This window comes from Xanthomonas sp. GW (genome assembly GCF_014236815.1).
GTDB lineage: Bacteria > Pseudomonadota > Gammaproteobacteria > Xanthomonadales > Xanthomonadaceae > Xanthomonas_A.
This window is the reverse complement of the sequence record NZ_CP051189.1, coordinates 2,290,480-2,310,206: the sequence shown is the minus strand read 5'-3', so window position 1 is coordinate 2,310,206 and position 19,727 is coordinate 2,290,480. Positions and strand designations below refer to the sequence as shown.

General features: G+C 69.4%; 14 protein-coding genes. 11 read left to right on the top strand and 3 right to left on the bottom strand.

The window, feature by feature from the left end:
* The first annotated feature begins 111 nt into the window (after positions 1–111).
* From HEP73_RS09715 to HEP73_RS09690, 6 genes are all read left to right on the top strand, one after another.
* Positions 112–1,350 carry a ribosomal protein uL16 3-hydroxylase gene (locus HEP73_RS09715; RefSeq protein WP_185823013.1) on the top strand — a complete coding sequence of 413 codons (1,239 nt, stop codon included), beginning with the start codon at positions 112–114 and terminating at the stop codon, positions 1,348–1,350.
* 10 nt (positions 1,351–1,360) lie between these two features.
* The gene (locus HEP73_RS09710) at positions 1,361–2,269 is read left to right on the top strand and encodes a GNAT family N-acetyltransferase (RefSeq protein WP_185823012.1); all 909 of its coding nucleotides are present in this window, start codon (positions 1,361–1,363) and stop codon (positions 2,267–2,269) included.
* Positions 2,270–2,450: 181 nt separating this feature from the next.
* On the top strand, positions 2,451–5,276 hold the full coding sequence (locus HEP73_RS09705; RefSeq protein ID WP_185823011.1) for a 2-oxoglutarate dehydrogenase E1 component: 2,826 nt from the start codon (positions 2,451–2,453) through the stop codon (positions 5,274–5,276).
* A gap of 43 nt (positions 5,277–5,319) precedes the next feature.
* Entirely contained in the window at positions 5,320–6,534 is a 1,215-nt protein-coding gene (gene sucB / locus HEP73_RS09700; RefSeq protein ID WP_179565129.1) for a dihydrolipoyllysine-residue succinyltransferase, read from the top strand.
* Between the two features lie 180 nt (positions 6,535–6,714).
* The gene (lpdA, locus tag HEP73_RS09695; RefSeq protein WP_185823010.1) at positions 6,715–8,151 is read left to right on the top strand and encodes a dihydrolipoyl dehydrogenase; all 1,437 of its coding nucleotides are present in this window, start codon (positions 6,715–6,717) and stop codon (positions 8,149–8,151) included.
* 226 nt (positions 8,152–8,377) lie between these two features.
* Positions 8,378–8,971, top strand: coding sequence for an LOG family protein (locus HEP73_RS09690; protein ID WP_185823009.1), 594 nt, complete (start codon positions 8,378–8,380; stop codon positions 8,969–8,971).
* Positions 8,972–9,658: 687 nt separating this feature from the next.
* Here the strand turns inward: HEP73_RS09690 and HEP73_RS09685 are convergent.
* Positions 9,659–12,535, bottom strand: coding sequence for a bifunctional diguanylate cyclase/phosphodiesterase (locus HEP73_RS09685; RefSeq protein ID WP_185823370.1), 2,877 nt, complete (start codon positions 12,533–12,535; stop codon positions 9,659–9,661).
* Positions 12,536–12,749: 214 nt separating this feature from the next.
* Between HEP73_RS09685 and HEP73_RS09680 the strand changes: the two genes are divergently transcribed.
* From HEP73_RS09680 to HEP73_RS09660, 5 genes are all read left to right on the top strand, one after another.
* Positions 12,750–13,304, top strand: a complete 555-nt coding sequence (locus HEP73_RS09680; RefSeq protein ID WP_185823008.1) for an RNA polymerase sigma factor — start codon at positions 12,750–12,752, stop codon at positions 13,302–13,304.
* A gap of 293 nt (positions 13,305–13,597) precedes the next feature.
* Positions 13,598–14,488: a hypothetical protein gene (locus HEP73_RS09675; RefSeq protein ID WP_255423732.1), complete on the top strand. Its 891-nt coding sequence runs from the start codon at positions 13,598–13,600 to the stop codon at positions 14,486–14,488.
* A 148-nt stretch (positions 14,489–14,636) separates the two neighbouring features.
* Positions 14,637–15,230 carry an IMPACT family protein gene (locus HEP73_RS09670; RefSeq protein WP_185823006.1) on the top strand — a complete coding sequence of 198 codons (594 nt, stop codon included), beginning with the start codon at positions 14,637–14,639 and terminating at the stop codon, positions 15,228–15,230.
* Entirely contained in the window at positions 15,227–16,993 is a 1,767-nt protein-coding gene (locus tag HEP73_RS09665) for an ABC transporter transmembrane domain-containing protein (RefSeq protein ID WP_185823005.1), read from the top strand. Before HEP73_RS09670 ends, HEP73_RS09665 begins: the two co-directional genes overlap by 4 nt.
* Positions 16,994–17,120: 127 nt before the next feature.
* Positions 17,121–17,333, top strand: a complete 213-nt coding sequence (locus tag HEP73_RS09660; protein WP_185816178.1) for a hypothetical protein — start codon at positions 17,121–17,123, stop codon at positions 17,331–17,333.
* Positions 17,334–17,693: 360 nt separating this feature from the next.
* On the opposite strand, the gene HEP73_RS09655 is transcribed toward HEP73_RS09660, so the two are convergent.
* Both HEP73_RS09655 and pdxY read right to left on the bottom strand, forming a co-directional pair.
* Positions 17,694–18,806: a prephenate dehydrogenase gene (locus HEP73_RS09655; RefSeq protein ID WP_185823004.1), complete on the bottom strand. Its 1,113-nt coding sequence runs from the start codon at positions 18,804–18,806 to the stop codon at positions 17,694–17,696.
* Positions 18,803–19,711 carry a pyridoxal kinase gene (pdxY, locus tag HEP73_RS09650; RefSeq protein ID WP_185823003.1) on the bottom strand — a complete coding sequence of 303 codons (909 nt, stop codon included), beginning with the start codon at positions 19,709–19,711 and terminating at the stop codon, positions 18,803–18,805. Before pdxY ends, HEP73_RS09655 begins: the two co-directional genes overlap by 4 nt.
* Positions 19,712–19,727 lie beyond the last annotated feature (16 nt).

Sequence of the window (19,727 nt, the reverse complement as noted above, 5' to 3'; positions counted from 1 at the left end):
CGCCGGACCCGCCGCCATGCGCACGGACAACGCAGCGGGCGGCGGGCTGGGCGACAATGGCGACCATCGCCGGCCTCCACGTCGGCCTCGCCCCTGCCGGACTGCCTGCCCATGAAGAAATCCGCCCCGTTCCCGATCGAAATCGACGCCACCCGGCAACAGCCGCTGGGCATGCCCGCCGCGCGCTTCCTGCGCGACTACTGGCACAAGCGCCCGCTGCTGATCCGCAACGCCTTCCCCGGCTTTGTCTCGCCGATCGAGCCGGGCGATCTGGCCGGCCTGGCCTGCGAAGAGGCCGCGCTGTCGCGGCTGATCGTGCACGACCGCGCAAACGACCGCTGGAGCGTGCGCAGTGGGCCGTTCCAGGAAAGCGAATTCCCCGGCATGCCCGACCACGACTGGACCCTACTGGTGCAGGACGTCGACAAATGGGACCCGGACATCCGCGCCCTGCTCGAGCAGTTCCGCTTCCTGCCGCGCTGGCGGGTGGACGACGTGATGGTCAGCTTCGCCGCGCCGGGCGGCTCGGTCGGCGCGCACGTGGACCATTACGACGTGTTCCTGCTGCAGGCGCACGGCCACCGCCGCTGGCAGATCGACGCCAGCGCCTCGATGGGCCGCACGGCGCCGCCGACCGACTTCCGCGAGGACGTCGAGCTGAAGCTGCTGCGCAGCTTCAGCCCCACCCACGAGTGGGTGCTCGGCCCCGGCGACATGCTGTACCTGCCGCCGCTGGTGCCGCACCACGGCGTCGCCGAAGACGCCTGCCTGACCTTCTCGGTGGGCACCCGCGCGCCGTCCTCGGCCGAACTGATCGGCGACTACCTGGACACCCTGATCGACGGCGCCGACGAGGCGCTGCGCTACCACGACGAGGACGTGCAGGTGCCGGCCGATCCGTACGAGATCGACGCGGCGGCGATGGGCCGCGTGGTCGAGGCGCTGAACGCGCTGCGCATGAACGATCCCGACCGCCTCGGCGCCTGGTTCGGCCGCTTCATCACCACCTACCGCGCCGCTGGCGAGATCCTGCCGCCGGCCAACCCGCCGGCGCCGCAGGAAGTGGCGGCGGCGCTCGAGCAGGGCCTGGTCCTGCAGCGCCACCCGTGGGCGCGGCCGGCCTGGCGCCGGGCCACGCGCGGCGCCACCCTGTTCTGCAGCGGCCTGGAATTCGCCCTGCCGATCAAGGACGCGCGGCGCCTGGCCGCGGCCGAGCACCTCGACGGCAGCGACTACGCGGCGCTGTCCGCCGCCGGCCGCGACACCTTGCTGCAGCTGGTCGAAGCCGGCTTCTACCAGCCGCTGGACGAGGCCGAGCACGGCGACGAGGATGCCGACGCACAGCACTGAGCCGCCCGCCATGCCCGCCGCCCCAGGCTTCCGCATCGAAACGCTCGACCCGGCCCGCCAGGCCGGCGAACTGCGCGCGCTGCGCGAACAGGCCGGCGTGCCGACGCCTGCGGACGCGGCCGGCCAGGCCCTGGATGCGCTGAGCCACCACGTGCTGGCCCGCGCCGACGACGGCCAGCCGCTCGGCAGCGTGCGGCTGAGCCCCGAGCAGCGCATCGACGGCATGGCGGTGCTGCCGGCCTGGCGCGGTCGCGGCGTCGGCAGCGCGCTGCTGGCCGCGTTGATCGAGGAAGCGCAGCGCCGGCGCTGGCCGCGCCTGGACCTGCAGACGCCGCCGGCCGCGCTCGATTTCTACGCGCGGCACGGCTTCCTGCCGCTCGGCGCGCGCAGTGCCGACGCCCATGGCGGCGGCGAACGGCAACCGATGCGGCGCGTGCTCGGCGGCGCCGCCGCGGTGGAGGATGCGGCCGCGGCGATCGCGGCCAGCGCCGCGGTGGTCGCGCAGGCGCGGCGCCAGTTGCTGATCTACAGCCGCGCACTGGATCCGGGCCTGCTGGACAGCGCGCCGCTGCTCGAGCAACTGCGCCGCTTCGCGGTGGCCGCGCACGACAAGCAGGTGCGCGTGCTGCTGCACGACGCGGCCGCCCCGCAACGCGCCGCCGCGCCGCTGCTGGCCCTGGCGCAACGCCTGCCCAGCGTGTTCCGCTTCCGCGAAGTGGTCGATCCGGTGGACCAGGGCTACGCCGCCGCGTACCTGGTCAACGATGGCGGCGGCTACTACTTCCGTGCGCTCGGTCACCGTTACGACGGCGAGACCGACCTGCTCGGCGGCGGCCGCGCGCGCCAGCTGCGCGACGCGTTCGCGCGGGTCTGGGAGCGCTCGCGCGACTGCAGCGAGCTGCGCGCGCTGGGCTGGTAGCGCCGCGTCGCCGCTGCCGATGGCGCGACGAATGAACCCCGCGTAGCCCCTGTGTATCCGAAATGCACACCCCGGCTTGCGCATGGGGGTATAATTTTTTCGCTTGATTACGCCCGCGCAGGCCACGCGTCCGCCGGTTCCAACCGCAAGCCAACCCACAAAGCGACCCGACCCCACCATCGTGGACAATCTCCTAAAGCAGTTTGCGCAGTCATCGCAACTCGCCGGCGGCAATGCCGCCTATATCGAAGACCTGTACGAGCAGTACCTGGTCTCTCCCGACAGCATCGACCCCAAGTGGAAGACCTACTTCGACGGCTTCCAGGGCCGCGACGCCGGTGACGTTCCCCACTCCGCGGTCATCGCGCACATCGCCAGCGCAGCGCGCCAGGCCGCCAACAGCGGCACCAGCCCCGGCGGCGACGAGCGCGAGCGCCATGTCGGCCGGCTGATCACCGCCTACCGTTCGCGCGGCCACCTCGGCGCCCGGCTCGATCCGCTGGGGCTGACCCCGCCGATCAATCCGCCGGACCTGGGCCTGCCGTTCCACAGCCTGTCGGAAAGCGACCTGGGCAGCGAGTTCAGCACCGGCGGCCTCGGCGGCCAGCCGCGGATGAAGCTGCGCGACCTGCTGGCGCGGCTGAAGGCGACCTACACCGGGTCGATCGGCAGCGAATTCATGCACATCCCCGAATTCGAGCAGCGCCAGTGGATCTACCAGCGGCTGGAGAACGCCGGCGGCAACATCGCCGGCGACGCCGACAGCCGCCGCCGCACGCTGGAGCGGATCACCGCCGCCGAAGGCCTGGAGCGCTACCTGCACACCAAGTACGTCGGCCAGAAGCGCTTCTCGCTGGAAGGCGGCGATGCGCTGATCCCGATGATGGACGTGGTGGTGCGCCGAGCCGGCGCCGATGCGGTCAAGGACATCGTGGTCGGCATGGCCCACCGCGGCCGCCTCAACGTGCTGGTCAACACCCTGGGCAAGAACCCGCGCAAGCTGTTCGACGAGTTCGAAGGCAAGTTCGAGCACGCCCACGACGACCGCGCCCACACCGGCGACGTCAAGTACCACATGGGCTTCTCGGCCGACGTGGCGGTGGCCGACGGCAATTCGGTGCACCTGGCGCTGGCGTTCAATCCCTCGCACCTGGAAATCGTCGACCCGGTCGTGGTCGGCAGCGTGCGTTCGCGCCAGGAGCGCTACGGCGACGCCGCGCGCAAGACGGTGCTGCCGGTGGTGATCCACGGCGACGCCGCATTCGCCGGCCAGGGCGTGGTGATGGAGCTGTTCCAGATGTCGCAGGCGCGCGGTTTCGCGGTCGGCGGCACCGTGCACATCGTCATCAACAACCAGATCGGCTTCACCACCAGCGCCCGCGACGACGCCCGCTCCACGCTGTACTGCACCGACGTGGCGAAGATGATCGGCGCGCCGGTGTTCCATGTGAACGGCGACGATCCGGACGCGGTGGCGTTCGTGGCCAACCTGGCCTACGACTTCCGCCAGCAGTTCAAGAAGGACGTGGTCATCGACCTGGTCTGCTATCGCCGCTGGGGCCACAACGAGGCCGACGAGCCGGCGGCGACGCAGCCGGTGATGTACCAGACCATCCGCAAGCACAAGACCACCCGCGAGCTGTACGCCGCGCAGCTGGAAAGCGAAGGCGTGATCCAGGCCGGCCAGGCGCAGGCGCTGGTCGACAGCTACCGCAACAAGCTCGATTCGGGCGAATACACCACCGAGCTGGCGACCCGCAAGCCGGACGAATTCGCCATCGACTGGAGCAACTACCTGTCCGGCAAGGTCACCGACAAGGTCGACACCACGGTCAAGCGCAAGACCCTGGACCAGCTGGCCAAGATCATCACCACGATCCCGGCCGGCGTGGAACTGCATCCGCGCGTGGCCAAGATCTACGACGACCGGGTCAAGATGGCCGCCGGCGACCTGCCGGGCGACTGGGGCTTCGCCGAGAACCTGGCCTACGCCACCCTGCTCGGCGAGGGCCACAAGCTGCGCCTGGTCGGCCAGGACGCCGGCCGCGGCACGTTCTTCCACCGTCACGCGATCCTGCACGACCAGAAGACCGACAGCTATTACCTGCCGCTGCGCCAGCTGGTCGAGAACCCGGAAGACGCCACCGTGATCGACTCGCTGCTCAGCGAGGAAGCGGTGATGGGCTTCGAGTACGGCTACTCGACCACCGATCCCAATGCGCTGTGCATCTGGGAAGCGCAGTTCGGCGATTTCGCCAACGGCGCGCAGGTGGTGATCGACCAGTTCATCGCCGCCGGCGAAGCCAAGTGGGGCCGCATCAGCGGGCTGTCGCTGTTCCTGCCGCACGGCTACGAAGGGCAAGGCCCGGAGCACAGCTCCGCGCGCCTGGAGCGTTTCCTGCAGCTGTGCGCGCTGGAGAACATGCTGGTCTGCGTGCCGACCACGCCGGCGCAGTGCTTCCACATGATCCGCCGGCAGATGCGCATGACCACGCGCAAGCCGCTGGTGGTGATGACGCCCAAGTCGCTGCTGCGCCACAAGCTGGCGGTGTCGACGCTGGAGGAACTGGCCGACGGCGAGTTCCAGCACCTGATCCCGGATGCGAAGGCCGATCCGAAGCAGGTCAAGCGCGTCGTGGCCTGCTCGGGCAAGGTCTACTACGACCTGCTCGAGGACCAGACCAAGCGCGGCCAGGACGACGTCGCCATCCTGCGCGTGGAGCAGCTGTACCCGTTCCCGCGCGAGCTGCTGGCCGCGGAGCTGAAGCGCTACAGCAACGCCACCGACCTGGTCTGGTGCCAGGAAGAACCGCAGAACCAGGGCGCCTGGTACCAGATCAAGCACCACCTGCAGGCCTGCCTGGCCGACGGGCAGAGCCTGCATTACGCCGGCCGCCCGCGCTCGCCGTCTCCCGCTGCCGGCCATTTCGCCGAGCACCTGGAAGAGCAGCTGAAGCTGGTCGCCGACGCGCTATTGAATCCGTTCAACGACCAAGTCGCTGAATAAACCTCCTTCCCCTTCCAAAAGACCCACTAGGACGCCCTCTGCAATGGCCACCGAAGTCAAAGTTCCGGTACTGCCCGAATCCGTATCCGATGCCACCATCGCCAGCTGGCACAAGAAAGCCGGCGACGCGGTCAAGCGCGACGAGAACCTGGTGGACCTGGAGACCGACAAGGTCGTATTGGAAGTGCCCTCCCCGGTCGACGGCGTGCTGAAGGAGATCAAGTTCGAGGCCGGCGCCACCGTGACCAGCTCGCAGATCCTGGCGATCATCGAGGAAGGCGCGACCGCCGCCGCGGCTCCGGCCGAGGCCAAGGTCGCCGACGCGCCGAAGGCGGAGGCGCCGAAGGCCGCCGCTGCCGAAGCGCCGAAGGCGGCCAAGGTCGAGTCGGCCAAGGCCGCCGGCGACGTCTCCAGCCTGCCCCCGGGCGCGCGTTTCTCGGCGATCACCGAAGGCGTGGATCCGGCGCAGGTCGACGGCACCGGCCGCCGCGGCGCGGTGACCAAGGAAGACATCCTCAACTACGCCAAGAACGGCGGCGCCGGCAAGGCCGCCGGCGCGCGTCCGGAAGAGCGCGTGGCGATGACCCGCGTGCGCAAGCGCATCGCCGAGCGCCTGATGCAGTCGAAGAACTCGACCGCGATGCTGACCACCTTCAACGAGGTCAACCTGGCCAAGGTCTCGGCCGCGCGCAAGGAGCTGCAGGACGAGTTCCAGAAGGCCCACGGCATCAAGCTCGGCTTCATGAGCTTCTTCGTCAAGGCCGCCGCCAACGCGCTGCAGCGCTTCCCGCTGGTCAACGCCTCGATCGACGGCGAGGACATCATCTATCACGGCTACAGCGACATCTCGATCGCGGTCTCGACCGAGAAGGGCCTGGTCACGCCGGTGCTGCGCAACGTCGAGCGGCAGTCGTTCGCCGAGATCGAGAAGGGCATCGCCGACTACGCCAAGAAGGCGCGCGACGGCAAGCTGAGCCTGGAAGAACTGCAGGGCGGCACCTTCACCGTGACCAACGGCGGCACCTTCGGCTCGCTGCTGTCCACCCCGATCATCAACCCGCCGCAGAGCGCGATCCTGGGCATGCACGCGATCAAGGAGCGTCCGATCGCCGAGAACGGCCAGGTCGTGATCGCGCCGATGATGTTCCTGGCGCTGTCCTACGACCACCGCATCATCGACGGCAAGGACTCGGTGCAGTTCCTGGTCGACATCAAGAACCAGCTGGAAAACCCGGGCCGGATGCTGTTCGGCCTGTAAGCGCCTGAAGCCCCTCTCCCACCGGGAGAGGGGTTGGGGTGAGGGTACGACCGCACTGGACATCGCCCAGCGCCCACCCTTCAAAGCACCCCCGCAGCTCGCTCCGCTCCGCCGTACCCTCATCCGGCGCTACGCGCCACCTTCTCCCGGCGGGAGAAGGGAAAGGCAAAGGAATCTGAAATGGCTGAAAACTTCGACGTCGTCGTCATCGGTGCCGGTCCGGCCGGTTATCACGCTGCAATCCGCGCCGCACAGCTGGGCATGAAGGTCGCCTGCATCGACGCGGCCCTGGGCAAGGACGGCAAGCCGGCGCTGGGCGGCACCTGCCTGCGCGTGGGCTGCATCCCGTCCAAGGCGCTGCTGGATTCCTCGCGCCAGTTCTGGAACATGGGCCACCTGTTCGGCGAGCATGGCATCAGCTTCAAGGACGCCAAGATCGACGTCGAGGCGATGGTCGGGCGCAAGGACAAGATCGTCAAACAGTTCACCGGCGGCATCGCGATGCTGTTCAAGGCGAACAAGATCACCCCGTACTACGGCTTCGGCGAGCTGCAGGCAGGCAATGTGGTCAAGGTCAAGCAACACGACGGCAGCGAGGTGGAGCTCAAGGGCACCAACGTGATCATCGCCGCCGGTTCGGATTCGATCGAACTGCCGTTCGCCAAGTTCGACGGCGCCACCATCGTCGACAACGTCGGCGCGCTCGACTTCAGCGAAGTGCCCAAGCGCCTGGCGGTGATCGGCGCCGGCGTGATCGGCCTGGAGCTGGGCAGCGTGTGGAAGCGCCTGGGCGCCGAGGTCACCATCCTCGAGGCGCTGCCGGACTTCCTGGCCCTGGCCGATGCCGAAGTGGCCAAGACCGCGCTGAAGGAATTCAAGAAGCAGGGCCTGGATATCAAGCTGGGCGCCAAGGTCTCCAAGACCGAGGTCACTGGAAAGGGCAAGAAGCAGGAAGTCGTCGTCACCTATACCGATGGCGACGGCGAGAAGAGCCTGACCGTGGACAAGCTGCTGGTGGCCGTGGGCCGCCGTGCCGCGACCAAGGGCCTGCTGGCCGAAGGCACCGGGGTCAAGGTCAACGAGCGCGGCCAGATCGAGGTCGATGCGCATTGCCACACCGGCGTCGACGGCGTGTGGGCGATCGGCGACTGCGTGCGCGGGCCGATGCTGGCGCACAAGGGCTTCGAGGAAGGCATCGCGGTCGCCGAACTGATCGCCGGCCTGCCCGGCCACGTCAACTTCGACACGATCCCGTGGGTCATCTACACCGAGCCGGAAATCGCCTGGGTCGGCAAGACCGAGCAGCAGCTCAAGGCCGAGGACGTGCCGTACAAGACCGGCAGCTTCCCGTTCGCGGCGATCGGCCGCGCGGTGGCGATGGGCGAGCCGGCCGGCTTCGTCAAGGTCATCGCGCATGCCGAGACCGACCGCGTGCTCGGCCTGCACCTGGTCGGCGTCGGCGTCTCCGAGCTGGTCCACGAAGGCGTGCTGGCGATGGAGTTCAACGGCTCGGCCGACGACCTGGCGCGCATCTGCCACGCCCACCCGACCCTGTCCGAGGCGATCCACGACGCCGCGATGGCGGTGAGCAAGCGGGCGATCCATAAGGCCAATTGAGGCTGGGATTCGGGAGTCGGGATTGGGGATTCGCAACAGCGCCGGCCCCATCCCGCATCTTTTCCGGCAATGGCATAGCGCCGGGCGAAAGCCCGGCGTTGTGCTTTGCGGATCGCCGCAAATACCGAATCAGTTGCCTACGACGTACCCTGCTCCTAGCACCGTGAACGCATGTAACGTCCCGCTGTTACGAATCCCCAATCCCGAATCCCCAATCCCCAATCCCATGAAAAGCATCTGCGTCTACTGTGGTTCCAATGCCGGCAACAAACCCGCCTACGCCGAGCGCGCCACCGCGCTGGGCACGCGCATCGCCGAGCAGGGCCTGCGCCTGGTCTACGGCGGCGGCAACGTCGGCTTGATGGGCACCGTGGCCAACGCGGCGCTTGCCGCCGGCGGCCAGGTCACCGGGGTGATCCCCAAGCAACTGGCCGACTGGGAAGTGGCGCACCGCGGCCTGACCGAACTGGAAATCGTCGGCTCGATGCACGAGCGCAAGTCGCGCATGTTCGACCTGTCCGACGGCTTCATCGCCCTGCCCGGCGGCTTCGGCACGATGGAAGAGATCTTCGAGATGCTGACCTGGCGCCAGCTCGGCATCGGCAACAAGCCCTGCGCGTTCCTGGACGTGGAAGAGTTCTATGCCCCGCTGATCGGCATGATCGACCGCATGGTCGCCGAACGCTTCCTGCACCCGGACCAGCGCGCCGACCTGTGGTACGGCAACGACATCGACACCATGCTGACCTGGATGCACGACTACACCCCGGCCCAGGCGTCGAAGTGGATCGACGAAAAACGCCGCAACGCGCTGCGCTGAAACCCACGACTCTTAAACAGCTGCACCCCAGGACGCGCGGCAAGGCGCCCAGCATCCCCGGCATAGGTTTCAGTCCCGAGAAGCCGCACATTCCGCCGTATGCGGACGACTTCTGTCGCGGCTGAAGCCGCTCCTACAGGGACTTCGGAGCGCCGGTCGGTGCGCTATGAAGTCTGGAAATTTCCCACTACGTTCGTCGCGACTGAAGTCGCTCCCACAGGGGGCTTCTGCCAGGCCAGTTGCTACAGCTGCCGTTGCCGTTGCCGTTGCTGTTGCTGTTGCTGCTGCTGTTGCTTTTGATTTACCGGGTTCCCTTCCGCAGCGGCGGCCATGGCGGGGAAAAACCCGAAGGGCGGCGCACATGGATGTGCGCCGTTCGCGGCAGGGGCAGGATGCCCCTTCCGCGAATCCCCGTCATGGACGCGGACCCGGAGCGCGCAGCGCGGAGGGCGCGAGGTAGGGCGCGCTTTCTTTTGGTTACTTTTCTTTGCGCGAGCAAAGAAAAGTGACTCGCGCCAAAGCGCGAAAGCTTTTGCTTCGGCTCTAAAGACCTTAAACAGCAGCAGAAACAAAGCATCCGTAACGGATAGACAGCGGCACTGTCCGCGCCGCATTCGCCTCAATACGAAGCCACCCAAGCCAAATCAACGCACGCTTGCACTCGCACGCACGCACGCACGCACGCAATCAATCATGCTGCGCAGGCCGCCCCAACAGATACCCCTGCCCGTAGTCGCAACCCAGCTCACGCAACGTATCCAACTGCTGCTCGGTCTCGATGCCTTCGCCGATGGTCTCGATACCCAGCGTACTGGCCAGCGCCAGAATGCTGCGCACAAGCGCATAGCTCCCCGCACCGCTTTCCCCATGCAACCCGGCAACGAAACTCTGATCGATCTTCAACGCCGAAATCGGAAACCGGTGCAGATACGACAACGCCGAGAACCCCGTGCCGAAATCGTCCAACTGCGCCAACACCCCGCGATCACGCAGCGCCTGCAGGATCGTCAACGTGCGCGGCGCATCGTCGAGCAGCGCCACCTCCGTGATCTCCACCCGCAGCCGCCGCGGATCCGCGCCAGCGGTATCGATCAGACCGAACAGCCGATCGGTGAAATCCGGTGAACGGAAATGCCGCGGCGAGACGTTGACCGACACATAGCCGGTGCCGCTTCGGGCCAGACGCTGGATCACCTGCGCGTACAGCAGCCAGTCCACCTGCTCGATCAGCCCGCTGTCCTCGCCCAGATCGATGAACTGGCTGGGCACCAGCAGTCCGCGGCTCTCGTGGCGCCAGCGCAGCAGCGCCTCGTGGCCCACCACCTCGCCGTCGATCAAGCGCACGATCGGCTGGTAGAACGGCTCGAAGTCGCCGCTTTTGATCGCCCGCCGCAGGTCCGCCTCCAGGTCCAGGCTGCGCAGCGCCGCCTCGCGCATCTCCTCGTCGAACACCGCGCAGCGATCCTGGGTCTGCGCCTTGGCCCGGTACATCGCCGCGTCCGCGTCGCGCAACAGCTCCTCGCCGCTGCGATAGCGCGGGTGCCAGGCGGCGATGCCCAGGCTGCCGGACGGGAACAGCTCGCGGCCGGCCACCCACATCGGCTGGCCGAGCACCCCGAGCAGGCGCTGCGCCAACTCGCGCACGCCTTCCAGCCCCTCTTCGCAGCTGACCAGGATCGCGAACTCGTCGCCGCCCAGGCGCGCGACCACATCGTCGCTGCGCAGCGTGGAGACGATGCGCTTGGCCACCTCCACCAGCATGTCGTCGCCGGCGGCGTGGCCGATGCTGTCGTTGACCAGCTTGAACCGGTCCAGGTCCAGGAACAGCACTGCGAACGCCATGCCGTCGCCGTTGCGCGCGCGGTTGATCGCTTCGCCGAGCCGGTCCAGCAGATGCGAGCGGTTCGGCAGGCCGGTCAGCGCGTCGTGCAGCGCCTGATGGGTCAGCCGCTGCTCGGCACGCCAGCGCTCGGCGATCTGCGCCAGCAGCTGCTGGTTGACCTCGGCCAGTTCGCGGGTGCGCTCGGCCACCCGCTGCTCCAGTTCGGCATGCGCCAGCCGCAGCCGTTCCTGCGCGCGCTGCCGCGCGAGGCCGCCGCCGACGTTGTGCGCGACGAAGGTCAGCAGGCGCTGGTCGTATTCGGTGAAACGCACCTGCGTGGTGTAGCTCTGCACCACGATCGCGCCGACCACCTCGCCCTCGTCGAACAGCGGCACGCCCAGCCAGCTGTGCGAGCGCGTGCCGTATTCCTGCACCTCGCCCTGCGCCACCAGCGCTTCGATTTCCGCCAGTTCCAGCAGCATCGGCCGGCGCTTGCGCATCACGTACTCGGTCAGGCCCCTGCCGCGCCGCCGCAGCGGACGGCGCGGGCTGTGCTCGTCCACCGAGTAGACGAACTCCAGCATCTTGGCGTCGTCGGACAGCAGCGCGATGTACAGATTGCGCGCATCGATCAGCCCGCCGACGATGGCATGCACCTCGGCGTAGAACTGCTGCAGGCTCTCCGAGCGGATCGCCAGCTCGGCGATGCGGAACAGGGCCAGTTGCAGGGTTTCGGCGCGCTTGCGCTCCTGGATCTCGTCCTGCAGGTCGTGGTTGGCGCGCTGCAGTTCCTGGGTGCGCAACTGCACGCGCCGCTCCAGTTGCACCTGCGCGTGGCGCCGGTCCATCGCGGTCAGCACGTGCTGGGCGACGTACGCCAGCAGCGCGCGGTCGGCATCGGTGTAGTGCAGCGCACGGTCGTAGTTCTGCACCACGATCGCGCCGCAGACCCGGCCCTCGCGCAGCATCGGCACGCCCAGCCAATCCTTGCTGTCCGGGCCATGCAGGGCGTCGTAATCCACCCGCAGGCGGTCGCGCACCTGCGGCGACGGCCCGCGCACCGCCTGGCCGTGGCGCAGCAGGGCGAAGGTCAGGCTGTTGGGCATGTCGCGTTGGTAGTACAGCCGTTCCGGATCGGCGACGAAATCGTCGTGCCGGTCGGAGAAATACAGGAAGCGCATGCTCTGCTGTTCTTCGTCGTACTCGACGATGTAGCAGTTCTCCGCATACATCAGCGAGTCCAGCACCGAATGCACGTGCTGCAGCATCTGCCACATTTCCAGATCCGCACCGGCCAGATCGGCGATCTCGTACAACGCCTGCTGCAACTGCTTGGACTTCTCCAGGCCCTCGATGCGCGCACGCATCCGCTCGGCTTCCAGCAGCGCCAGGCCGAACGCGGCCGCCATCTCGCACCACGCGGCGCGCTGCGGCTCGGACAGCGGCTGCTGCAGCCGGGCGGCCACGGCCACGCAGGCGCCGTCGGGCGTCTTCAGCACATGCAGCAAGGCGTCCGTAGGCGCCGGCACGGTCTCGGCGAGACAGCGCCGGACCAGCGTCGACAGCCATGCCGGCGCATCCGGCGTGGCGCCGAACAGGCGCCCGCCGACGGTGCCGTCGCCGCACGCGATGGCCACATCGCTACCGGGTGGCAGCAAGCCGCATAAGGCAACCGCGGTCTGCATGGAAGCGGGGCCGTCGGGGTGATCCTGGCGGTCGATCGCGGACGGCTCAAACAACATCGACAACAACTCCTGCATGACGTGGGACCTGCCCCACGCCTCCCCCTTAGACGCCAGCATACCTTTTACGTGAACAGGCGCACGCGCGATGACCCCATGCGCGCCGCTGGCGCGTTCACTGTCTACGATGCCTGCTGCCATTCCGCCCCCGCCCGCCGCCAAAGCCCTCACGCCACGCTATGCGCCGGGCCGGCGAACGCTTAGGCTTGCCGCCGTGGATGCCCTGGTCGAAACGAGCGACGAAGCCCTGATGCTGGCCTATGCGGCCGGCGACGCCGGCGCGTTCGAAACCCTGTACGCGCGCCACCGCGGCCGCCTCTACCACTATCTGCTGCGCCAGCTGCGCGACGTGGCGCTGGCCGAGGAAATGTTCCAGGACGTGTGGCAACGGGTCATCGCTGCGCGCCAGGGCTGGCAGCCGCAGGCCGCGTTCAGTACCTGGCTGCTGCGCATCGCCCACAATCGGCTCGGCGACCACTGGCGCGCGGCCAAGCACCGCCCGGCCACGCCGGCCGATGCCGAACTGCGTACCGCCAGCGTGCCAGATCCGGATACCCCGGAGCGGCAGCTGTCCGCGTTCGAACAGCGGCGCCAGCTGCAACTGGCGCTCGACGACTTGCCGGAGGATCAACGCGAAGTGCTGCTGCTGCGCCTGGAACAGGAACTGAGCCTGGAGGAAATCGCACAGATCACCGGCGTCGGCCGCGAGACGGTCAAGTCGCGGCTGCGCTATGCGATGGACAAATTGCGCGCGAGGCTGGGCGGATGAGTGCCGACGAACCGCTGACGCCGGAAGAACGCGCCCTCGCCGAACGCCTGCGGCTGGGCCGGCAGGCGGCGCCGTCGGCGGCGCTGGACGCCGCGATCCTGGCCGCGGCGCGCGCCGCGGTGGTGCCTGCGCCGGTCGCGGCCTCGGCGTCGCACAGCGCCGCCGCCGAGCCGGCGCCGGCGCCGGCACCCGTTGCGAGCGCAACCGCACCAGCACCAGCGGACTATGCCCGTCCCGGCACAGTCCCACAGCGCCGCGCACGCTGGCAAGCCTGGACCGGACTGGCGGCATCGTTGACGCTGGCCGTCGGCATCGCCTGGCAGCTGCGCACGCCGACACCGCCGGTGGCCGCGCCGGTCGCGCCCGAGGCGGTCGCTCCCGTACCAGCCGCCTCCGACGCGGCGACCGAGCAAGCCGCTGCCGCCCAGCCGGCCGATGCCGAAGACGCGGCGGTCGCGTCCGACACGGCACCCACGCCCACCGACATGCCGCCACCTCCGCCTCCGCCAGCATCCGTGCAGAAGCTGGCGCCGGCAGCGAACGATCTCGACTCGATGCCCGCCGCGCCCGCGCCATCGGCAGCACCCGCGGACGCCCCCGCCGCGGCCGAGCCGGCGCCGATAGAGGCGCTGCCGCCTCCCGCGCCGGCCATGGTCTCGCCCCCTGCACCGCCTGCGCCGCCGGCCCCGGCAAAAGCGCTGACGCCTCCCGCGCAGGCACCGCAGGCGTTGGCGAAGCCGGCAGCGCGCGCGAGAGAGACGAACGCCATGCAGCGCGAAGACCGGCGCATGCTGCAACAACGCAGCGAAGACCTCGCCGAGCGCGCCGGCAGCGACGCGGCAAGCGCACAGGCACAGCAAGCGGAGGGATACGCCGCGCGCGTCGAAGGCAAACTCAGCGCAACGCCGGCACCGGCACCGGCACCAGCCGCAATGCCGGCTGCGCCGATCGCGGCGGACGACGCACCGTTGGCGGCATCCGCGCGCGCCTCCGGCACCGATCCGGCGCTTGCGGCAGCGGCGCAGAACGACGCGCGCCTGTCTCCGCGACGCTGGCTGGCACGCATCCGCGAGCGCCGCGACGCTGGCGAGCAGGCCGCCGCGCGCGCCAGCCTGCAGCGCTTCCAACGCGAGCATCCGCACGCGCGCATCCCCGATGACCTGCGCGAGCTGCTCGGCGACTGACCCGCCTTCCGCCATCGGAGGCGATGCGCACCGCCGCCAGTGCGCGCGACGCCGCGGTCGTGCGCATCGCGGGCAACCGGCTGCGCGGCGCGCCACCGAACCACAGTCGAGCGCAGCTCGCCACAGCGCCTCGACTAGAATGGCGCCGATGCCCGATACGCTTCCCTACCCCGTCAGCCACAGCGTGGACATCAAGCACAGCCGCTTTGTGGCCCAGGCGGCGCCGATCGCCGACGCCGGCGCGGCGCTGGCGTTCGTGCAGCGGGTCGCGGTGGCCGACGCCACCCACAACTGCTGGGCCTACCGCCACGGCGACGACTACCGTTCCAGCGACGATGGCGAGCCGGCCGGCACCGCCGGCCGCCCGATCCTGGCGGCGATCGACGGCCAGGGCTTCGACCGCGTGATGGTGGTGGTCACGCGCTGGTACGGCGGCATCAAGCTCGGCGCCGGCGGCCTGGTCCGCGCCTACGGCGGCAGCGCCGCCGAGTGCCTGCGGCTGGCGCCGCGGCAGCCGCTGCTGGCCTTGAGCCTGATCACCCTGTACTGCGGTTTCGACGATCTGGGCACCGTCCATGCGGCGCTGAGCGCCTGCGCCGCCGAAAAACTCGATGAACGCTTCGACGCCGACGGCGCCGAACTGCGCCTGCGCCTGCCCAGCGATCGCGTCGACGCCTTGAAAACGCGGCTGCGCGACGCCACTCGGAACAGGGTCTGCTGTTCGGAAACCTCCCCCGCATGAACGATCCGTCGGCCGACCAGGCCAAGTCGCTGCGCAAACTCGGCAGCCTGCGTACCCTGTGGCCGTTCGTGCAGCGCCAGCGCGGCCTGTTCGGCGCCTGGCTGCTGGCGCTGGCGGTGTCCTCCAGCGCGACGCTGAGCCTGCCGGTGGCGGTCCGGCAGATGATCGACCACGGCTTCAGCGACAGCAGCAGGATCAACCAGTCCTTCGCGCTGCTGTTCGCGGTGGCGGTGGTGCTGGCCATCGCCACCGCGCTGCGCTTCTACTTCGTGTCGCTGCTGGGCGAGAAGGTGGTCGCCGACCTGCGCGGGAGGCTGTATGCGCACCTGATCGGCCTGCACGCCGGCTTCCACGACCGCAACCGCAGCGGCGAGCTGGTGTCGCGGCTGTCGGCCGACAGCGAACTGCTGCGCGGGGTGATCGGCAGCACCATGTCGGTGGCGCTGCGCAGCACGGTCACGGCGATCGGCAGCATCGTGATGCTGTTCGTGACCAGCCCGCACCTGGCGGCCTACGCGCTGCTCGGCATCCCGCTGGCGGTGTTGCCGATCGTGCTCGGCGCGCGCCGCCTGCAGAAGATCTCGCGTGCCAGCCAGGACCGCGTCGCCAATGCCAACACGCTGGCCGCCGAAACCCTGGGCGCGGTGCGCACGGTGCAGGCGCATGCGCGCGAGCCCTACGAGCGCGGCCGCTTCGGCCAGGCGCTTGCGTTGTCGGTGGACGTGGCGCGGCGCCGGGTGCGCGCGCAGGCGCTGATCACCGCGGTGGCGATCGTGCTGGTGTTCGGCGCGATCGTGCTGGTGCTGTGGTCCGGCGCGCACGAAGTGGCGGCTGGCGAGCTGAGCGCCGGCGCGCTCGGCCAGTTCGTGCTGTACGCGATGTTCGGCGGCGGCTCGGTGGCCTCGCTGGCCGAAGTCTGGAACGACCTGCAACGCGCGGCCGGCGGCATGGGCCGCATCGCCGAACTGTTCGCCGAACGCCCCGAGGTGCTGGCGCCGGCGCAGCCGCGCGCGCTGCCGCAGCCGCTGCGCGGCGAGGTGCGCTTCGAGAACGTGGTGTTCCGCTATCCGCAGCGCCCCGACCACCCCGCGCTGGACGGCTTCGACCTGCACGTGCGGCCCGGCGAGAGCGTGGCCCTGGTCGGCCCCTCCGGCGCCGGCAAGAGCACCGTGCTGTCGCTGCTGCTGCGCTTCCACGATCCGCAATCGGGCGTGGTGCGGGTGGACGGCGCCGACCTGCGCGAACTGGACCCGGCGCAGCTGCGCGCAGGCATCGGCCTGGTGCCGCAGCATCCGACCCTGTTCGCGGCCAGCGCCGCCGACAACATCCGCTACGGCCGGCTCGAGGCCAGCGATGCCGAAGTCGAGGCCGCGGCGCGCGCCGCCGAAGCCGACACCTTCATCGGCCAGTTGCCCGAGGGCTACGCCAGCGAACTGGGCGAGCGCGGCGCGCGCCTGTCCGGCGGCCAGCAGCAGCGCATCGCCATCGCCCGCGCCCTGCTCAAGGACGCGCCGATCCTGCTGTTGGACGAAGCCACCAGCGCGCTCGACGCGCAGAGCGAATACGCCGTGCAGCAGGCGTTGGAACGGCTGATGGCCGGGCGCACCACACTGGTCATCGCGCACCGCCTGGCGACGGTGCTCAAGGCCGACCGCATCGTGGTGATGGACCACGGCCGCATTGTCGCCCAGGGCACCCATGCCGAACTGTTGGCGCAAGGCGGCCTGTACGCGGAACTGGCACGCCTGCAATTCATCGACTGAGCACGCAGCGCTAACACCGGCGGGACTACGGTCCCGCTGCGCCCCACGCCACGGCGGCGGCGCAAGGCGCCGGCAGCGTTTCCGGCGCAATCCGGTTCGACGAATCGCCTTCGACAGGAGACATGCCATGTCCTTTCGCCAACTGCCCGCCCTCGGCCCCGATGGCGAGGCCTATCTGATCACCGAGTTCCAGGACGAAGCCCAGCACCAGCAGCAGGCGCAGCACGACGCGCCATCCACGCCGGCGCTGCGCTACGAACTGGCCGACGGGCGCAAACTGATCCGCCGCGGCCAGCAGTTCACCACCACCGGCGGCGAACTGACCCTGACCGCGGTGTGAGCGCGCGCGCTGCCGCGCAGCGACGACGAGCGGCAGTGCGATCTGTCCGCCCATGTGCGGTGCGCGCGACGGCCAGTGGTCAATTATTGACCAAGCCTCTTGACACGCCCGCCAGCAAGGCGCGCAGACACTTATCCACATGTTTGCGCGCATTCCATCCACACTGCCTGTGGATGAAGCGCAGCTGCGGCAACCGTATGTTCCCTGCCCCCTCGTAGGAGCGGCTTCAGCCGCGACCGGAACTACCTGGACGCGGACATGCATGCGCAACGCGCTAGCCGCCGACCACAACCAATCGCTTGATCGGCAATGCCTGTCGCGGCTGAAGCCGCTCCTACAGGTTGGCCCGCCTGCTTCGGACTAGCGCGGCAACACCCGGCCGATGCCGCTGGCGTCGATCTCCGCCGCCGCGGCGTCCAATGCCGTCGCCACGGTGGCCGGATCGAAGCCGATGCGGAAATGCAGTTCGCCGGCCGGCGTGCGCGAGGAATGGATCGAGGCCAGGCTGACGCCGTGGCGCTCGAACACGTACAACAAGGTCCGCAGCGAGCCGGCACGGTCCTCGGGCAGATAGACGCTGAGCGTGAGCTGCTCGGTCAGGTCCGCGAGCAGATAGCCGACGCGCTCGTAACTGTAGTTGCCGTGCGCGATCGCCGCATCGCCCAGCGCCTGGCGATTGGCGTCGAGGAAATCGGCGCGGAACTGCGCGCGCGCCGCATCGTCGCCGCGACCGACCTGCTCGCGTAGCCGCGACAGTTGCGCGATCAAGCCATCGAGCACGCCGCCGACATGCGGGTTGCCGAACTGGATGTCTTCGTAGATCGCCGGATTCAACGCCAGGATGCGCGCGATGATCGCGGTATCCAGTTCGAACGAGGCCGAACGGTACGGCATCAGCGCCTCCAGCGATCCCAGCGTCGGCGCGTGCTCGCGCAGCACACCGGCCTGGGCCAGGTGGCTCGCATGCACCATCGCCTGCACCAGCGCCATCACCTGATCGTGGTGATCGGGCGTGCTGCGCACGCATTCGGCTTCCAGCGCCGTGCACAGCTGCTGCAGCCACGCGCTCCAGCGCGACAGCCGCGCTTCGCACACCACCAGCACGCGGCCCTTGAGCGTGGGCGACTTCGGCGGCGCGGTCATCGGATGCAGCCCGGCCACCTCCGCCTGCGAGGCCAGCATCGCCGCCACCGGTTCGCGCTTGACCGAGGTCACGTCCAGCCACAGCTGATCGCGTTCGCGCCCGCCGGCGTGGCGCACGTAGTCGCCGATCAGCGCCGGCGTGTGCCGGATCGGCGCGGAGAAGATCAGCACCTGCGCGCGCTGCAGCAAGGCATCGGGATCCAGCGACTGCGGATCGGCCGGATCGTGGCCGACCACCTCCAGTTGCATGCGCTCGCGGAAGAACCGGCTCAGCCAGCGGCCATAGGCGCCGGCGCTGCCGACGATGCCGACCACCGGGCGCAGGCTCACGCCAGGCGCTCCACGGCGAAGCGCAGCGGCGTGGCCAGCGCCGCCGGCGCGGCGGCGAGCACGTCCAGTTCCTCGTAGCCGCTGGCCAGGGTCGCTTCCAGCGCCGCATGCACGCCGGCGATGGCGCGGCCGATCGCCAGTTCGAACGCGTCGCCGCGCAGCAGGAACGCGACCAGCAGTGCCATCAGCACGTCGCCGGTGCCGGCCACGTCCACCGGCAACAGCGGCGAGCACCAGCGGTAGGTCGCCTCGCGGCTCACCGCCAGAGTCACCAGTTGGCCTGCGTCGCCGCTGACGCTGTGCGCCAACACCCACTGCGGCCCGCGCGCCAGCAGCACGCGCGCCGCAGCGATGGCATCGTCCTGGGCCAGCGCCGGCAGGCCGGTCAGGCGGCCGAGTTCGAACGCGTTCGGGGTGACCAGCCAGGCATGCGGCAACAGTCGTTCGGCGAACACCGCTTCCAAGCCCGGCTCGACATAGGGGCCGGTATGCGTGTCGCCGATCACCGGATCCAGGCAATAGCGCAGCGACGGGCACTGCGGCAGCGTGGCGTCGAGCCAGTCGGCGAACGCAGTGCCGTTGCCGACGCTGCCGAAATAGCCAGACACCAGCATCCGCGCACGCTGCGGCAGGCCGCGCTCGCTGGCGCCGAGCAGCAGGTCGGCGAACCAGTCCGACGGCAGCACCTTGCCGCGCAAGGTGTCGTAGAACGGCGCATTGCTCAGCAAGGTGGTCGGAATTTCCGCCACGCGCAGGCCCAGCGCGCGCAACGGCACCGCCGCCGCGCTGTTGCCGGCATGGCCGTAGACCAGTTGCGACTGCACCGAGATCACGTCGATCGGCGAAGGCCCGTCCGGACGCTGGCGGCGGCCGTGGAGGAGATGGCTGGCAGTGGATGCGTTCATCCGCACATTCTAGGCC

Excerpts from the sequence above, each read along its gene's own strand:
- HEP73_RS09670 (WP_185823006.1), top strand. The coding sequence starts at position 14,637 with ATGCCCGATACGCTTCCCTACCCCGTCAGCCACAGCGTGGACATCAAG.
- HEP73_RS09710 (WP_185823012.1), top strand. The coding sequence starts at position 1,361 with ATGCCCGCCGCCCCAGGCTTCCGCATCGAAACGCTCGACCCGGCCCGC.
- HEP73_RS09685 (WP_185823370.1), bottom strand. The coding sequence starts at position 12,535 with ATGTTGTTTGAGCCGTCCGCGATCGACCGCCAGGATCACCCCGACGGC.
- HEP73_RS09715 (WP_185823013.1), top strand. The coding sequence starts at position 112 with ATGAAGAAATCCGCCCCGTTCCCGATCGAAATCGACGCCACCCGGCAA.
- pdxY (WP_185823003.1), bottom strand. The coding sequence starts at position 19,711 with ATGAACGCATCCACTGCCAGCCATCTCCTCCACGGCCGCCGCCAGCGT.
- HEP73_RS09665 (WP_185823005.1), top strand. The coding sequence starts at position 15,227 with ATGAACGATCCGTCGGCCGACCAGGCCAAGTCGCTGCGCAAACTCGGC.
- HEP73_RS09690 (WP_185823009.1), top strand. The coding sequence starts at position 8,378 with ATGAAAAGCATCTGCGTCTACTGTGGTTCCAATGCCGGCAACAAACCC.
- lpdA (WP_185823010.1), top strand. The coding sequence starts at position 6,715 with ATGGCTGAAAACTTCGACGTCGTCGTCATCGGTGCCGGTCCGGCCGGT.
- sucB (WP_179565129.1), top strand. The coding sequence starts at position 5,320 with ATGGCCACCGAAGTCAAAGTTCCGGTACTGCCCGAATCCGTATCCGAT.
- HEP73_RS09660 (WP_185816178.1), top strand. The coding sequence starts at position 17,121 with ATGTCCTTTCGCCAACTGCCCGCCCTCGGCCCCGATGGCGAGGCCTAT.